A 15210-nucleotide genomic window follows, 5' to 3' on the forward strand; every position below is an offset into this window, starting at 1 on the left:
GCCAAGTCAGGTGACGCGGTGCGCACCTTGCCTAAAGAAGACTATTTCTTCACTACTGCTAAATTCTCGCCACCATCAAAGATGGAACGACCATGCGGTTGAATATCAAAGAGGCTGTCGCCCAGTTGCTGGCGCGCTATCTCAAGCGAGTGGTGTGCATCAATGCTCATCCAGAAATGAGCCGAGGTACCGAAGTACCGGCTGAGTCGCAGGGCGAGTTCAGCGCACAAACGATTGTTTCCGGACATTGCTTCTTCAAGTTGTTCAACAGGCATGTTGATTGCAAGCGCCAAATGGTGAACATTCATGCCGAAACGGTCCAAAAACTCCTCTTGCAGAAGCTCACCCAGTGATGCAGAAGCTAACATGTCTACCTCCAAGTCGTTGCCTTCATATTCGTGTTTCATTTGTTCCACCGTATCGAAACAGGCCAGTCTTTCGCGAGTATAACGAATGTATTACAGCAGGCAGACGGCACTTTCTTAAGAAATTCAGACCGCGTCGACGTCAAGATTAAACTAGACCTTTAAAGTCCAATAACGGATACATAACTTTATTGAGACAGGGCTCCACACCCTCATGTAGGAACTTTTTCAATCAAAACTATACACATTAATCATTGGGAAGAATAGAGCGAGCCAAACTATTAAAAACAAAGCAAGGGCCACATGTGCAGCGGCCATGAATTACACATCACATATCCAATATTCAACACTTTAACGACAAAAGCATTGAGCTCTGAACATATTAGTTAGCAAACATTCGTTACCAAAAGTGTTCGATACCGGGTTTTTCTCAATCTTCGCAGCAGCCTAGTTCGCATTTAGAAAGTTTCCATCAACCTTTTGGCGCGAACTTCGCTAACTACCTCAATCAAGGGGTAGGGCCCCGAAGCGCTCCCCCTATACGGGCGGGTGAATTGTCGATTTTGAAGTGTTGAACAAAATGACGGACTTTTGGTGGCGCGTAGCCGAATACAGAAGAATTTCGTTCAGGGTGTTATCCGTATACTCCCCACGAGAAGCGAAGGGGATAATCATGATTGCGTGGCTGGAAAAGCACCAGATTTGGCTGTACTTGGCCGCATTGGCGTGTGGCGCGGTAGTGGGACTGGGAATGCCCGCGGCTGCACCGGCGCTTGAAGTGGCCATTAACCCGGTCTTGGGGCTGCTGCTTTATGCCGCGTTCTTGGCGGTGCCTTTAAACAGAATCGGCCAGGGCCTTAGAGACTTGAGGTTTCTGGGTGTACTTTTCGCACTGAATTTCGTCTTGGTTCCGCTGGTGGTGTGGGGATTGACTCGCTTTATCGCGGCGGACCACGTCCTACTCGTCGGCGTGCTCTTTGTGCTTCTGGCGCCGTGCATTGACTATGTCATTGTCTTTTCGCATCTTGCCGGCGGTGCCAGTGAGCGGTTGCTCTCGGCGACTCCCCTGCTCATGCTTGGGCAAATGGTAGCCTTGCCGCTGTATCTATGGCTGTTTGTCGGAACGGAGTTTGTACGCTCAGTCGATTTCGCGCCCTTTGTAGAAGCTTTTGTTCTTCTTATTGTTCTTCCGCTTCTTGCTGCGGGGCTCACACAATTCGCGGCCGCACGGACAGCGTGGGGAAGAAAGCTTGAGGCGATTGTCTCCGCTGCGATGGTGCCGTTGATGATAGCCACGTTAGCCATCGTCGTGGCATCGCAGATTTCAGGAGTCTCGCACCAAATTTCCAAGCTCGTAGGCTTGATTCCGCTCTATGTGGCTTTTGCGGCCAGCATGGCGGTTATTGGTGCGGTGGTATCACGCGCAGCGGGGCTGGATGTTCCAGCACAGCGCGCGATGATTTTTAGCGGAGTAACCAGAAATTCGCTGGTCATTTTGCCGCTGGTTTTGGCGTTGCCAGCGCAGTTCGCGCTAGCGCCGCTAGTGGTTGTGACGCAAACCTTGGTAGAGCTCCTCATCATGGTGGTCATGATCTGGGCGCTACCCCGGGTTATTAAACAGTCAGCTTCTCTTCGTGCTTAGCCTCTAGGTAGCTAGAGATTGCCAAGCGGTTGATAGCGGAGCGGCTCACGATTCCAACCATGTGGCCCTGGTCGTTGGTGACTGGGGCTTTCTTCAGGTTGGCATCGGAAAGCGCTGCGACTGCATCCGCAACTGTTGCGGTGTGAGGCAGGGAAATAACGTCCTTGGTGGCAAGACGCATGACGTTGAGCTGTCCAAGCTCCTGCATTGCCTGCTCCAAATCCTTGTCCGCGCCGATGGCGAAGGAGTAGATGTTGGCGGAGCTTGGGTGCGCGGCGGACAGGTAGCGCAGAATATCGCCATCTGAGATGAAACCAACCAGGCGGTTGTCTTGGTCCACAATAGGCGCGCCGGAAATGCCCAAGGAAGTGAACTTGTACAGTGCCTCCAGCACGGTGCTCTCAGACTTGATGCGGTAGACATCGGTCTTCATCAAACCTGCAACGGTGCCGGTGGATTCAACCTGTGGTGCCTCTGGCTGTGCGGCCTGAGGCTTACGCGCAGAGTACGCACGAATAGCAAGGTAGGCACCGATAAGGGAGGTAACAATGACCAATGCGACCGCAGCGCGGAAGCCGGTGATGAGGGAATCAACTTCATTGTTGCCGGAGGTCATCTGTGCCTGGCTGACCATGCCGTAGATGCCTGCTGCCAGCGAGGTGCCGACGCCGCCAGCGATCTGGAAGCTGGTGGAAACAACCGTGACACCGTGTGGCCTGGATTCCTGGTCCAGGCTAGACAGCGCGAAGGTCTGTGCAGGGCCGATAACGAAAGCGGTCGCCAGAACTGCTGGAACATAAAGCGCACCGAAGATAACCAGTGAGGTCTGACCAGCCGCAAGACCAACGGGTCCAACGAATACTGCCATGGCGATGAAGCCCAGAGGGATGGAGACACGGCCTCCGAAGCGGTCGAACCAGCGGCCGGCGATTGGGCCAAGAACAACAGTCAACAAGATATCTGGTGCCAGGGTCAGGGATGCTGCCAATGGTGCGGTGCCGCGTGCTGCCTGCAGGAAGAGTGGGATGATGACGTTCATTGCGAAGACAAACAGCAGACCGAGCATGGTCATGGCGACGCCGCGGTTAAACGCTGCAGACTGAATGGGCGAAGATCGATCAGTGGGTTTTCAATGCGGTTTTGGCGCATAATGAATGCCCACAGGAAGAGCAGACCAACGATGATGGCACCACCGGAGACCAGGATGTTGCCGCCGAATACAGCGGATACGCCATAGAGAATGCCGATCAGTGCGACTGCGATGAGCAGGAAGGAAGCAACGTCCAGGACTGGGCGGCCGAGTTCCACTACGGTGTAGAGAATGATTGCACCAGCAATCAGCACGAGGACTACCAGCACGGCGAATACCCACATCAGGGTGCGCCATGGCGCGATGGTAAGCATTGCACCAGACAGCACGATGGCCAGTGATGGGCCGAGCGTGGTCATAGCAGCCATGATGCCCATGTTCATGCCGAGCTTTTCACGTGGTGAAACAGCCAGGGTGATGTTCATGCCAATTGGGGTCAGCAGACCGGTTCCGATTGCCTGCAGCAAACGGCCGATGAGCAAGGTAGCAAAGTTTGGTGCAAGAGCACCGATAACAGAGCCCACAACCATGATGGCGGTAACGGTGATAAACAGTGACTTGGTTGGGAACCGGCGGTACAGCACGTTGGCTACCGGAACGAATACAGCAGCAACCAAAAGGTAGCCAGTGGTCAGCCACTGCACGGTGTTAACGTCGACGCCGAAATCATTCATGATTGGCGCAAGGCGACGTTGAGGAAGGTTTCATTGAAGGTGGCCAAGAATGCTGCGGCCGCCGCGATGGTAATCATCCAGCCTGGCGATGATTTGGGCTTTGTTTGGACATGGGTGGTTGAATCCATGGAGTCTCCTGACAATCAGCGATGGTGTTGCTCGAGCGTGCCGTGTCAGAAGTCCTGGTGCCGGGGACTTCGCGTGTCGTTTCGTCGATGAGATTCAAAGCCAAGAACTAAGAATCACGGTGGCCACTTTGGCCAAGCAATTAAGGTAGCAGATATTTTCTTTTCGCATAAGCCAAAACCAATCCACGCAGGTCAATCACGCAAAATTGAGCACAAAAATGCTTCAATATTTGAGCATAAATAGAGCCCGTTTATACGCCTTTTATGCGCCTTAGATACAAAGAGGCTGCGCACTGAAGTCCAGATTCGCTGCGCAGCCTGTCAAGGTTTGCTGCAAGAACAGTACTACTTAGCTCACAAGCGCCATGCTTTCAACGTTTTCAACAACACCGTTCTTGGCACGCTCGGAGCGTGCGTGGGTGCACAGGTAGAAGATTCCAGCGAACACGCCAACGGCGGCAAGCACGGCATACATTGCGCCAAAGCCGATGTACTCGCTCAGTGCTCCGAGGATGATTGGGCCGAAGCCAAATCCAATGTCCACGAAGAGGAAGAGGGTGGAGAATGCGGAGCCGAATTCGCTCTTGTCCACCACGCCGACTGCGATGGCTTGAACGGCAGGCATCAAGGTGCCGTAGCCCAAACCTGCAAGAAGACCTGCAACAACAACGTGCCAGTTCGCGGTAGCTAGAGACAGCACTACGAAAGAGACGACAAAGAAGAACAAGCCGAAGTAAATGACCACGTTGTCACCGCGGTGGTCTTGCAGTTTGCCCAGGAAGGAGCGCATGACAAACATGGAAATCGCGTAAGCGATGAAGAACAGGCCAGCGCCAGCGACAACATTACGTTCTTCGGCAAAGGCGTTGATATGCGCGATAACGCCAGAGTAGGCAAAGCCCACCAGCAAAATAAAAATGCCGATAGGCACAATCTTAGGATTTACAATGGACTTGAAGCTGAACTTCGCCGGAGCTGGGCCCTGACCATTTTCATCAAGTTCTGCTTCTGCCTCAGAGGTACGGAAGTACATGACGACAGACGCGATGAGAGAGATGATGGAAATGCCGAGGACAACCACAAACAGCATCTGGTAATCAAATGTGCCAAGAACAAACAGGGCCAGGGCTGGGCCCAATGCGGCAGAGACGGTTGTTCCCAGCGCTAGGTAGCCGGTGCCCTCAGAGCGGCGTGCGGAAGGAATAAGTTCCTGCACCATCGCCATGATCGCCGTGACGGAGAAAGCATAAGCAATGCCGTGGAAGAAGCGGTTGGCATACAGAAATGGCAAGGAATCAATAGGGATATACAGTGCACATGCAAGGGTTGTGGCGATGACAGAGATCAACACAATCTTGTGGCGGCCGAAGCGGTCAATAATATAGCCCGAGACAAAACGGGAGAAGATTGCACCAATAACAATGGAACTCGCGGCAAAGCCAGCTTCGGTTTCCGAAGCACTAAAATCCCTGATGGCATACAGCGCCATGGTGGTAATCAGGAAGTAAAACACCAGAAATTGCAGCAAGTTGGCAACCCAGCCCATCACGAAAGTTGGTGTAAAAAGTGTAGCCTCTTCAGTTGTATGCATGTCTCTCCTTGCTCAAAATTTATTGCATCGTGCAAAATGCATGCTCAATTAAGGTATACCCCTTTATTGCATCATGCAACTGGCCTGTTAGGATAAGTTTTACTTAAGCCCACAAGCACGTTTTAGGGAGCGAGTTTAAGCAATGTCAGCAGTACCGCCAGAAGCCAACAATCAACAAGATTCAGACAAAGCTACGGCTCCAACGGGGTCTGAGCAGGAAGTGTTTGATCAGATTGCTTATGAGGTCATTTTGCTGACCCGCTACGCCGCGCAGAACTTACCGGCGATTAAGCGCGAGACCATCATGGATCGCAGCGCGCTGATTTTGCTCTCCCGCCTCGATGCCCAGGGCCCAATGACGGTCAATGAGCTCGCTGAGGCTTTTGGCTTGAATGTTTCTACGGTGCATCGACAGCTTAAAGCTGCAATTGCCAATGATCTGATTGAAACAATCGAAGACCCCGAGAATCCTGCCAAGCTGCACCGCCCCACCGCCAACGGCATGGACACTTTGGGCCGCGAGCTCAGCGCGCGCCGCGAGGATTTGGGCAAGATTTACAAGGATTGGGACGCGAAAGATATTGAGGACTTCGCGCGTCTTATGCTCAAGCACAATAAGAGCCTAGAGAGCTACTTGGAGCTCCCATGGCCGCGCCAGCACAAGGCTTGAGCATTGCTTGTCGATGTTTTAACTACGACTTCTTCACCACGCTGGACTTGAGGCGCATCTGCCCAAATCCAGGGACCTTGGCTTCAATATCGTGGCCATCAACAGGGGTTTCTAGAATTCGGATGCCGCTCACTTTGGTGCCAATCTTGATGGCGCTGGAGCCCTTAACTTTGAGGCTTTTCACGATGCTGACGGAGTCGCCGTCAATGAGGACATTTCCTACTGAGTCTTTGATGACGCTTGCATCGGCAGCAGCCGCATCATCGTCCCCAGCCTCACCGTCGACCCATTCATGGGCGCACATTGGGCAGACTAGGAAGCCTGCGTTTTCATAAGTAAATTCACTGCTGCATTCTGGGCAGGGAGCTAAAGTGTCAGACATAATCTGCAAATAGTACCCGATCTACATTCAACTTCGCAGGTCACACCCCACAATGCAGGAGCTCTGTTAGCCTGGCTTTATGGCTATGAAAGCAACGCGTACGAATCAGAATGAATACACCGTCACAAACCAGGACGGCACCTCTTTGAAGGTTTCCCCTCATGGCACCCCAGGTGCCTTCTCCCCTGGTGAGCTCTTGCAGGCAGCACTGCTTGGTTGCGCTTCCCTTTCTGCGGATGCGCAACTATCACACATGCTGGGAGCCGATTTTGATGCCAAGGCATCCGTTAAATCCACCGAAGCCGACAACTTCATCACCGATATGCTCTTCGAATTTCAGATTAAGACCGAAGGATTGGATGATGCCGAGCGCGAGAAAATCATCAAGGCTGCCGCCAAGAAGATTGAACGCCTGTGCATTGTGAAGCGATCACTGAACAAGGGAATCAACACCGAAACGGATATCTCCGCTTCTTAACCCAGCGCAAAGAAAGCCCCGTTTCCGAACGGCATCGGTTCATTGCGAACTGCCATGGGGAAAGGGGCTTTCCAGTTACGCTTTAATTAGTACTCGTTGAGTTCGAGTTACTGCGCGTATGCGTGAAGGTTCTTCAGTGCCTTTTCAACGCGTGCGGTTGCTTCCTCGGAGATATCCGCCATCGGTGCTCGTGGCAGACCGATGGGGAAGCCCTGCAGGTCAAGGCCCTTCTTTACAGCTGCGATGAATGGCTCAGAAATCATGGCATCAATAACTGGGTAGACCTTGTTCCAGGCGCTCAGCCCCTCTGCGAGCTGACCTTCCTGAATCAGCTTGACCACAGCAACGATTTCTTCTGGGATGACATTGGCAGCGCCAGCCATGACACCGGCTGCGCCTTCGACCAGCGCGCTGTAGATGTAGCTGTCCCAACCGATGATGGTATCCAATGCATCCGAGTGGTGGTGGATGAGCTGCAGCGCTTGCTCCCAGTTGGCAGAAGAGTCCTTGATGTAGTGAATGTTGTCGAATTCACGCGCGAGGGAACCTGCAGAGTCTGCGTCCAAGTTCACGCCGGTGGCTCCCGGAATGTTGTAGAGCATGACTGGCAGCTCAACGGCATCCGCAACAGTGCGAATGTAGTTGGTGGTCTCATCCAAGCTCAATGGCTCGTAGTAAGGGGTGACCAGCATGAGAACATCCGCGCCAGAGTCTTGTGCCTTCTTGGACAAACGGATTGCTTCGCGGGTGGTGGTTGCACCGGTTTGCGCGATGACAGGAACGCGCCCAGCGGTGTGAGATACCACGGTATCCACCAGTTCAATGCGCTCTTCGCTGCTCAGCGATGCAAATTCGCCGGTCGATCCACCAACCACAACGCCGTTGATGCCACCGTTGATGGAGCGGTCAACAACCTTCTTCAGCAGGTCAACGGCAACGTCCTGGTTGTCTGCGAATGGGATGGACAGTGCGGTCAGTACGCCGCGCAGTTCTACTTTTTTGGTCATGATTCTCCTTCTCCTTGAAAGTTGTGATTAAGCTGCAGAGTTGCTTGGTGCGGCACTAGCTGGTGCGGATGTGGCTGGTGCTGCCGCCACGGTGGTGTTGCGTGGCTGGTTTTCGCGAGCCAACAGGCTGGCCGCGCGCTCGGCGGCAGTAAATGCCGAGGTAATTGCAGTTTCGGTATAGAGGGAGCCGAGGTAGTCACCGGCGAGGAAGACTCGCTCTTCTGGCTTCATCAACGTTTCCTGTAGCTTTGCACGGCCTGGGAAGCAGTACGGTGCGCCTAGTTCCCAACGCTGAATGTGGGATTCTTCGATGATGTATTCAAAACCCGGCAGGACTTCAGACAGGTCCCTGACGTAGATGTCGGTGATTTCTTCATCGCTGAGCGGCAGCAAGTTATTGGCCAAGATTGCTGGGGAGAAGCACATGATGCTTCCACCCTTTTGGCGGCTGGTCTCTGAACCGCGAACGATGTTGCCCAAGTTCAAGGTCACTGCCATGGAACGCTTCGGAGTTGCAATGCCATAGGCACTATCCCAGACCTGTGATGAGGTTTCATTGGTCAAGAATGCACCGGCAACATACGAACCGTACTTGACCTGGCCCAGAGCTGCGCGCAGCTCTGGACGCAAGTCCACACCAATCTTGTGACTGATAGTTGCAGGCGTTGCCATAATCGCGGTGCGTGCGGTTTCCTCTTTTTCCACACCGTCTTGGATGTATCGCACTACAACGTGATCTTTGTGTTGAGTGACTTCTTGGACCTGCGCACCGGTTTCAATGCGGTCACGAAGTGCCGCGGCGATGGTTTCAGTCAAGGTGGATGGGCCACCCAAAATAGACTTGGACAGGCCTTGGCCGATGTTCCACACCAAGCTGAAGTAGCCGATGCCTGCGCCTGCAGAAATCTCATCCGGGTCACCAGCAGAGCGGGTCACTGTTGGGGTGAACAAGGCTTCAGCTTCTGGACCGATGTTGCCGAGGTAGTCCGCGAAACAGCGATCATTCTCGAAATCGTAGATGCGCTGCTGGCGCTGCTCCCCTGTTTCATTCGGGCGGCGGCGAACAACCGATGCGTAGCGGAATACATCCTTGCTGACTTTCATGCCGGCTGTGATCATTGCCGCACGGTCGCTCATCTTCATTGGGATGCGGAATGGGTAGGTCTGCAGTGGGCCCTTGAGCAACACCTTGCCGTTCATGTGGGTGCCTGCCAACGTGCCTGGAACGTCAACGGAGCCGGTACCGGTTTCTGATAGTAGGACATCGGTGGATGTTCCGCGACCACCAAAGACGTGACCTCCCCAGTTCAGGAAGTATGCGCCGCGCTTTTCAGAGCGGATGCGACCGCCAATGCGCTCGCTTGATTCCAAGATGGCGGTATCCCAATGGCGCAAGCGCCATGCTGCGGAAAGACCTGCTAATCCTCCACCGATAATGATTGCATCCTTCATGGGATGGCTCCTTACTCTTTGATTTCCGAAAAGTTCGTGGTTTTGATGTGTGTGCGTCTAGTGCCACGAGCTTCAAGTATTCGACAGCAATTCTTTTAAAGTTCAATGCCACTGCTGATGAGTGTCATCACTCGAATTCCTAACTGTCTTGCAGGACACGACAATCTGTGATGACAAATCACACAAGTGGTTTGTCAAAAGTATTTTGAATATTCACATCCTTGACGCTTTCACGCAGTTCAAGGCTCTAAAGCAGGCTGAAGAAATTGAAACAGCATAGAAAAATCCCCCGGTATCGGAAGACACTAGGGGAAGAATTCTTGAGTTTTAGTGCGACAAAGCGACGGTAATTCGCTGCATCGCCGATTCGATGGACGCTTGGGTAACTTGCGCCGCAGCCGCAGAGTCGCCTGCCTCCACCGCTTCAATGAGCGCGGGTTGATATTCCAAGAGCTTGGCGATGATATCTTCCGACAGCTCACCGCGCGCACCCATAATCTTGAAAAAGCGGCAGCGGTCCCACAGCGAACGGATGTGATCCATAAGCACGACATTTCCTGATGCCGCATACACAATGGTCAGCATCTCTTCATCTAGATTGAGATACTCAATAACGTCATTGCGCTTTATGGCATCACGCAGCTTGTCATTGAGCTGCTTTAAGTGTGCAATCTCGGATGCTTCAAGGTTTAGCGCGCCCAGGCGGGCCGCTTCGACTTCAAGTAGTCCACGCACGGCGTAAATCTGCAAAAGCTCATCACGCGAAAGTTCTTTGACCACGGCGCCGCGGTAAGGCTGCGTCTCAACCAGCCCGACCTCTTCAAGCCGTTTGATGGCTTCACGCACAGGCATCACGCTAATACCCAGGTCGGCAGCTAGATCTCGAATCTGAAGACGTCGGCCTGCCTCGTACTCCCCCTTCACAATCGCGTTATGCAAGGCGTCATAAGCTTGATCGCCGACCCGGGCAGTGGCTTGAAGTTTCGAAAGAGGCATGGTGCCAACTATAGCGAACACCATGCCTGTCTCCTGTCCTTGAATCAGCGCGATGAGTTCAGTTCGAGCGCCTTACCTCTTCACGCGCAAAGATGTTGGAATCTTCAGATTCATCCTCATCCGCTTTTCTCGGGCCTCTTTCTCCGCAGCAGCAACAGCCTTCTTAGCCTGACGCTCAGCGAATACAGTCTCCCACCATTCAGCACCTTCAATGCCCAGGGCCTTCGGGTCAAAGGTCGGATCCAGTCCAGCCTTGCGTTGACGGTCATAGTCATTGATAATCTTCCAGACTTTCGGCGTCAACAGCAGTACCGCTGCCATATTCAGCCAGGCCAGCAGGCCATAGCCGATATCGCCAGCCGCCCACATGGCGTCCGCGGAGATAACAGAACCAATGAAGGATATAGCCAGTGCGCCGACCTTCACAACGTTTTCCATGAAGATGCTGCGCTTTTCACCGAGCAGGAAGACCAAGTTGGTGATTGCCACATAGAAGAAGAACACCTGGGAGGTAAACGCGAAGAGCAAAATCGCGATAGCCACGGCAATACCGCCCCAGCCAGGCAGTGAGGAATCAATAGCGTGCTGCACAAAGTTTGGTCCCGCGATTGCAACAGGTACATGGTCCACAATCATTTCTCCAGCCCCGTCTTTGACGTGGTAACTGTCGGTGAGAACCACCATGATGCCGGTAGCCATGCAGATGAGCAACAGATAAATGTACATGGAAAAGGCCTGGATAACGCCCTGCTTGCCAGGATGCGATGCATCCGCGGCCGCCGCAGCGAAGGTACCTTCACCGAAGCCAGTGGCAGAGGCAAAGACCGCACGACGCACGCCCCATGCGACGGCGTAACCAACAATGCCGCCGAAGACGTGGTCCCGCCCCATGCCGGAGCTAACAATCAGCATGATCGCATCCGGCAGCTTGTCGATGTTCAAAATGATGAGCAGCAAAGCGGTGAGCAGGTAGCCAACTGCCATGAATGGAACGACGGTCTGAGCAACCTGAACTACGCGCTTGGTACCGCCGACAACAACCACGCCCAGCAGGCTGGTGATGATTAGACCCGTTACCCATGGCTCAATGCCGAAAGCCTGTTGTGCAGACGAGGCAATGTTGTTGGATTGCACGCCTGGGAAGACGAAGCCGTAGCCAATCATCGCGGTGAGAGCGACGATGAATGCGAGCCACGGAGCCTTGAGGCTGTACTTGATGTAGTACGGCATGCCGCCGCGGTCTTCGCCATGCACGCGGCGCTTGTAGAGCTGCGCCACCACTGCTTCGACATAGGCACAGGTAGAGCCAAGAAGTCCGGTGACTGCCATCCACATGATGGAGCCCGGACCACCCATAGCGATGGCGGTTGCAACACCGGCGGTACTGCCGAAGCCAACGCGGGAAGACAAGGTCAAAGCCAAAGTCTGGAATGAGGAGAGGCCGCCATCGCCAGATTCACTGTCTTTGAGCTGCCGGATCATGTCCGGCAAGCGACGAAACTGCACTGCCTTGGTTACAAAAGTGAAAAAGACTCCGACTGCCAACGCAAAATATGCCAGTGGATTCCAGATCCAGTCACTGACCGTAGTCAATAGGTTCATGAGCATTTCCATCCGGTTGGTGACACCCGTCGCGGAGGATGAATTCATGTTATACACATCTCCGTATATGTCAAGGAGTTTCTGGAAACTCTCTTCATTTGTATGGAAATTCGACAAACTTTCGACAAAGCCTTGTATCAGCCCGCATGCGCATGTATGTTTGTGATCACACATCACAAATCGTGTGGAATATCCGCAGGTGATGTACCTACAGTGTCCCAATTCATCTGACACCCGCACGAGGACACAACCACTGAACAAAACACAGACGTGCGGCACTGGACAATCAAAAATCCAGCGCCGCACGATGAAAATCTAAAGGACAGTACTCACAACTAATAAATCAAACGTTTACTCGGCCTCGCGGACATCAACTCCACGTTCGGCGAAAGCTTTAAAATCTTCCATATGTACGCGCTGCTGCTTGCGAAATGAACCCTTCATAATAGGTGCGAGCACCCGCATCATCACACCATCAAAGCGATACACGTTCTCGCTCTCCCATAACGTTCGCTCAGGCTCAAGCTCTATAAAGCGGTCTTTGGAAATGCTCCACATTCCTTCGGCTTCAAGCTCACGGTCGTAATAAATAATCTCTGCGGCTTGCAGATTCTCTAAATCCTGAGGCTCTTGGCGCACCACGGTTTCGGTAGCTTCCATCTCTTGGCCACCGGTATCAAACACAATGCGCGAGGAAGTACCGACCTCGCCGTGGTTGCCACTCAACGGCTCATGCTCTTTCAATCCGCGTAGCCACTTGGGGATGGAATCTGCATCTGAAATCAGGCGAACTACATCTTTTCGGGGTAAGTCACTCTTAATGGATCCGGTGTACTTCACTTCTGTCTCCTATTAAGCTCATATTCCTTTAAACCCCGGGAGGTATGCGCGGGGTTTAAACCCATTGTTTGAACTGCTCGGCAGTGGTTTCGGACAGCCACTTCTGCCACAACGGGCCAAAGGAAATGCGGCGCACGCCGAGATCCTTCAACGCGGCAAGGTCCCCTGCACCATGCCCATCAACTGGGTGGGCGGTGACGTTGAGCGGAATAGAAACAGCATCCATCAGAGTCTGAACTTGGTCTGCTGACTTCAAAGCGACCGGGTACACCGAACGCGCACCCGCCTGCTGCATCAGTTGAATACGCTTGGCGGCTTCCGCCAACGGATCCTCAAACACATCAGTGCCCAAGCGCACCGCGTCGGTTCGACCGTTGATGACGAATTCAACACCTGCTGCATCTGCTGCTTCACGTGCAGCGGCAATATAATCTGCGTGCTCTTGTGCTTCACGGACGCGGTCGCCTTCGGTGTGCACGACATCTTCAATATTCGCACCCACTGCACCTGCCTCAATCAGACGGTTGATCAGGTCGGCAGGCTCGAGTCCATAGCCGGATTCCACGTCTGCGGAGACAGGGATACTGACCTTCAGTGCAATCTTGGCCACTACTTTCAGGTACTCGGAGAAGTCCATGTTTTCACCGTCCGAGCTGCCAATCGCATCTGCTACCGGGTGGCTTCCGACGGTTAGCCCTTCAAATCCAGCTTCCTCTACCAGCGCTGCGGACCAAGTGTCCCAGGCGGTCGGAAGAACCAAAGTCTTTCCCGATTCATGTGCTTGTGCGAACTGTGCGGCCAGTGCTTTAACGTCAGACATCTCATGCTCCTTCGCGGTGACAGCCCCGCGCAGATACGCAAGGCTTAGGAAATTTCTGCGTCTAGGAGCCACTGTACCCAAAACCTCAATCACACCAGCGGCCACGGAAACTGCCTGTGTGATCGCGGGCGCGGTAGGAACGGCAAACGCACAATTCGCGATGCCCGTCGATGCAAAGCTTCAATCTCCACCGGGTGCAAAAGCTCCCACAGCTCCTCCGGAACTTCTGTTAAAAGCGGTTCAACAGCCTCGATCAGCTCATCCGGAATGGTGTGCCCACCAAACTCCCAAATCACTGTGCGTAATTTTGGCTCCACGGAGAAACACAGCCCGTGGTCAATGCCCCAAATATGATCACCTTCAAGCAGCACGTGTCCGGATTTTCTATCTGTGTTATTGCACAGCAAATCAAATACGGCCATTCGCAGAAACTGCTCATGCAGGTCTTCCCGGGAATCGACCAGCGGGAAATAGTGCTCACCATCGTTATGGATAAACCACTGCAACGACCCGACCCCGGCCGGGGCATCGCGGACAATCACCGTCGGCGGAACCACATGCCAGCCTAAGTGCTCACTGAGCACAAAGGCAGCACGCTCGCGGGCATGCAATCCGGGCGGAAAGTCCCAGAGCGGCTGCTCTCCCGCTTGCGGTTTGTACACTGCCCAGGCGTAATCCTCCCTGAGCTCCAAGTCCACCACGAAACCAATGTTGCTGGATTCCACCAGCTGCTGGACAATTCCCATTTCCCCGTGGTTGAGAATCTCCAGCTCTCGTTCAAAAGGTGGCTCCATCACGAGGCTGTACCTTCACGCAGATAAGACAATGAACCTGTACGGGAGTTAGTCACCAACATGCGCGTACCTTCTGTAGTGAATTCCACTGCAGAAATCGAGGCGGTGTCAATGTGGATTTTTTGAAAAGAATCCAATGGGGTTCCCACAAAATACGCAACGGCAGCTTTGATGGTGTCAGCATGGCTAAATGCTGCAACAACCTGCCCCGGATGCCGCTGGGCAATATCCTTTACCGCGCTGACCATGCGGTCTTGCATCTCTGTAAAGCTCTCACCCTCGGGGAAACGGAACGTGGAAGGTGAGCTTTGCACCTGCTTCCACTCCGGAAGTTTGTTAAGCTCCGTGAGTTTTTCTCCAGTCCATTGGCCGAAGTCGCATTCGATGAGGTTGGCATCGGCAAGCAACTGCAATCCCTGCCCTGCCACTGTCGGCGCTGCCGTCTCCTGCGCGCGCTCCATCGGTGAGGAATACACAGCGTCCAGCGCCAAACCCTCCAAGCGCGAAGCCACATCTCGTGCTTGCTCCTGCCCGCGCTCCGACAAATGCAAACCCGGCGTGCGGCCCGGCAAAATCTGACCCGTAGTGGGAGTCTGACCATGACGAATAAGCAAGACGATAGTGGATTCTTCTACCTTCTTCATGCCATGCAGCATACCCGCGAGAAATATTTAGCACT

Annotated in this window: 17 protein-coding genes; 3 read left to right on the top strand and 14 right to left on the bottom strand. The window is 53.5% G+C overall.

Annotated elements, in window-relative coordinates; genetic code table 11:
- Positions 1 to 41: 41 nt before the first annotated feature.
- Positions 42 to 407: a HigA family addiction module antitoxin gene (locus CCASEI_RS09190; RefSeq protein ID WP_025387787.1), complete on the bottom strand. Its 366-nt coding sequence runs from the start codon at positions 405 to 407 to the stop codon at positions 42 to 44.
- A 631-nt stretch (positions 408 to 1038) separates the two neighbouring features.
- On the opposite strand from CCASEI_RS09190, the gene CCASEI_RS09195 reads away from it, so the two are divergent.
- Positions 1039 to 2007, top strand: coding sequence for an arsenic resistance protein (locus CCASEI_RS09195; RefSeq protein ID WP_025387788.1), 969 nt, complete (start codon positions 1039 to 1041; stop codon positions 2005 to 2007).
- Here the strand turns inward: CCASEI_RS09195 and CCASEI_RS15475 are convergent.
- The 4 genes from CCASEI_RS15475 to CCASEI_RS09205 all read right to left on the bottom strand — a co-directional run bounded on the left by CCASEI_RS15475 (position 1979) and on the right by CCASEI_RS09205 (position 5490).
- On the bottom strand, positions 1979 to 3079 hold the full coding sequence (locus CCASEI_RS15475; RefSeq protein WP_225868394.1) for an MFS transporter: 1101 nt from the start codon (positions 3077 to 3079) through the stop codon (positions 1979 to 1981). The genes CCASEI_RS09195 and CCASEI_RS15475 overlap by 29 nt on opposite strands.
- Positions 3076 to 3771, bottom strand: coding sequence for an MFS transporter (locus tag CCASEI_RS15480; RefSeq protein ID WP_225868395.1), 696 nt, complete (start codon positions 3769 to 3771; stop codon positions 3076 to 3078). The genes CCASEI_RS15475 and CCASEI_RS15480 overlap by 4 nt, the downstream gene beginning before the upstream one ends.
- Positions 3768 to 3899, bottom strand: coding sequence for a hypothetical protein (locus CCASEI_RS15610; RefSeq protein WP_006822859.1), 132 nt, complete (start codon positions 3897 to 3899; stop codon positions 3768 to 3770). Before CCASEI_RS15610 ends, CCASEI_RS15480 begins: the two co-directional genes overlap by 4 nt.
- Positions 3900 to 4248: 349 nt before the next feature.
- Entirely contained in the window at positions 4249 to 5490 is a 1242-nt protein-coding gene (locus CCASEI_RS09205) for an MFS transporter (protein ID WP_006822858.1), read from the bottom strand.
- Positions 5491 to 5632: 142 nt separating this feature from the next.
- Between CCASEI_RS09205 and CCASEI_RS09210 the strand changes: the two genes are divergently transcribed.
- Positions 5633 to 6160 carry a MarR family winged helix-turn-helix transcriptional regulator gene (locus CCASEI_RS09210; RefSeq protein WP_006822857.1) on the top strand — a complete coding sequence of 176 codons (528 nt, stop codon included), beginning with the start codon at positions 5633 to 5635 and terminating at the stop codon, positions 6158 to 6160.
- Positions 6161 to 6182: 22 nt separating this feature from the next.
- Here the strand turns inward: CCASEI_RS09210 and CCASEI_RS09215 are convergent, their stop codons facing one another.
- A complete protein-coding gene (locus CCASEI_RS09215) occupies positions 6183 to 6542 on the bottom strand; it encodes a zinc ribbon domain-containing protein YjdM (RefSeq protein ID WP_025387789.1) in 360 nt (119 codons plus the stop codon).
- Positions 6543 to 6621: 79 nt separating this feature from the next.
- On the opposite strand from CCASEI_RS09215, the gene CCASEI_RS09220 reads away from it, so the two are divergent.
- Positions 6622 to 7020: an OsmC family protein gene (locus tag CCASEI_RS09220; protein WP_025387790.1), complete on the top strand. Its 399-nt coding sequence runs from the start codon at positions 6622 to 6624 to the stop codon at positions 7018 to 7020.
- A 107-nt stretch (positions 7021 to 7127) separates the two neighbouring features.
- On the opposite strand, the gene dapA is transcribed toward CCASEI_RS09220, so the two are convergent.
- The 8 genes from dapA to CCASEI_RS09260 form a co-directional block, all read right to left on the bottom strand.
- Entirely contained in the window at positions 7128 to 8027 is a 900-nt protein-coding gene (gene dapA / locus CCASEI_RS09225; RefSeq protein WP_025387791.1) for a 4-hydroxy-tetrahydrodipicolinate synthase, read from the bottom strand.
- Between the two features lie 27 nt (positions 8028 to 8054).
- Complete coding sequence (locus CCASEI_RS09230) at positions 8055 to 9479, bottom strand: flavin monoamine oxidase family protein (protein WP_025387792.1); 1425 nt, start codon at positions 9477 to 9479, stop codon at positions 8055 to 8057.
- A gap of 327 nt (positions 9480 to 9806) precedes the next feature.
- On the bottom strand, positions 9807 to 10475 hold the full coding sequence (locus tag CCASEI_RS09235; protein WP_025387793.1) for a GntR family transcriptional regulator: 669 nt from the start codon (positions 10473 to 10475) through the stop codon (positions 9807 to 9809).
- A 72-nt stretch (positions 10476 to 10547) separates the two neighbouring features.
- Positions 10548 to 12125 (bottom strand): alanine/glycine:cation symporter family protein, encoded by a 1578-nt coding sequence (locus CCASEI_RS09240; protein WP_051461203.1) that lies wholly within the window; start codon positions 12123 to 12125, stop codon positions 10548 to 10550.
- Between the two features lie 303 nt (positions 12126 to 12428).
- Complete coding sequence (locus tag CCASEI_RS09245) at positions 12429 to 12917, bottom strand: SRPBCC family protein (protein ID WP_006822851.1); 489 nt, start codon at positions 12915 to 12917, stop codon at positions 12429 to 12431.
- A gap of 55 nt (positions 12918 to 12972) precedes the next feature.
- Complete coding sequence (locus CCASEI_RS09250; protein ID WP_025387795.1) at positions 12973 to 13737, bottom strand: isocitrate lyase/PEP mutase family protein; 765 nt, start codon at positions 13735 to 13737, stop codon at positions 12973 to 12975.
- 89 nt (positions 13738 to 13826) lie between these two features.
- Entirely contained in the window at positions 13827 to 14534 is a 708-nt protein-coding gene (locus CCASEI_RS09255; RefSeq protein WP_025387796.1) for an SCO1664 family protein, read from the bottom strand.
- Positions 14531 to 15187, bottom strand: a complete 657-nt coding sequence (locus tag CCASEI_RS09260) for an MSMEG_4193 family putative phosphomutase (protein ID WP_025387797.1) — start codon at positions 15185 to 15187, stop codon at positions 14531 to 14533. Before CCASEI_RS09260 ends, CCASEI_RS09255 begins: the two co-directional genes overlap by 4 nt.
- Positions 15188 to 15210: the final 23 nt, after the last annotated feature.

Origin of the sequence: Corynebacterium casei LMG S-19264, from assembly GCF_000550785.1 — a bacterium.
GTDB lineage: Bacteria > Actinomycetota > Actinomycetes > Mycobacteriales > Mycobacteriaceae > Corynebacterium > Corynebacterium casei.

What these genes read in the sequence shown, in the direction of transcription:
- dapA (WP_025387791.1), bottom strand. Translation starts at nt 8,027, where the DNA reads ATGACCAAAAAAGTAGAACTGCGCGGCGTACTGACCGCACTGTCCATC.
- CCASEI_RS15475 (WP_225868394.1), bottom strand. Translation starts at nt 3,079, where the DNA reads ATGACCATGCTCGGTCTGCTGTTTGTCTTCGCAATGAACGTCATCATC.
- CCASEI_RS09190 (WP_025387787.1), bottom strand. Translation starts at nt 407, where the DNA reads ATGAAACACGAATATGAAGGCAACGACTTGGAGGTAGACATGTTAGCT.
- CCASEI_RS09205 (WP_006822858.1), bottom strand. Translation starts at nt 5,490, where the DNA reads ATGCATACAACTGAAGAGGCTACACTTTTTACACCAACTTTCGTGATG.
- CCASEI_RS09235 (WP_025387793.1), bottom strand. Translation starts at nt 10,475, where the DNA reads ATGCCTCTTTCGAAACTTCAAGCCACTGCCCGGGTCGGCGATCAAGCT.
- CCASEI_RS09195 (WP_025387788.1), top strand. Translation starts at nt 1,039, where the DNA reads ATGATTGCGTGGCTGGAAAAGCACCAGATTTGGCTGTACTTGGCCGCA.
- CCASEI_RS09220 (WP_025387790.1), top strand. Translation starts at nt 6,622, where the DNA reads ATGGCTATGAAAGCAACGCGTACGAATCAGAATGAATACACCGTCACA.
- CCASEI_RS09250 (WP_025387795.1), bottom strand. Translation starts at nt 13,737, where the DNA reads ATGTCTGACGTTAAAGCACTGGCCGCACAGTTCGCACAAGCACATGAA.
- CCASEI_RS09210 (WP_006822857.1), top strand. Translation starts at nt 5,633, where the DNA reads ATGTCAGCAGTACCGCCAGAAGCCAACAATCAACAAGATTCAGACAAA.
- CCASEI_RS09260 (WP_025387797.1), bottom strand. Translation starts at nt 15,187, where the DNA reads ATGCTGCATGGCATGAAGAAGGTAGAAGAATCCACTATCGTCTTGCTT.
- CCASEI_RS09240 (WP_051461203.1), bottom strand. Translation starts at nt 12,125, where the DNA reads ATGAATTCATCCTCCGCGACGGGTGTCACCAACCGGATGGAAATGCTC.
- CCASEI_RS09215 (WP_025387789.1), bottom strand. Translation starts at nt 6,542, where the DNA reads ATGTCTGACACTTTAGCTCCCTGCCCAGAATGCAGCAGTGAATTTACT.
- CCASEI_RS15480 (WP_225868395.1), bottom strand. Translation starts at nt 3,771, where the DNA reads ATGAATGATTTCGGCGTCGACGTTAACACCGTGCAGTGGCTGACCACT.
- CCASEI_RS09230 (WP_025387792.1), bottom strand. Translation starts at nt 9,479, where the DNA reads ATGAAGGATGCAATCATTATCGGTGGAGGATTAGCAGGTCTTTCCGCA.
- CCASEI_RS15610 (WP_006822859.1), bottom strand. Translation starts at nt 3,899, where the DNA reads ATGGATTCAACCACCCATGTCCAAACAAAGCCCAAATCATCGCCAGGC.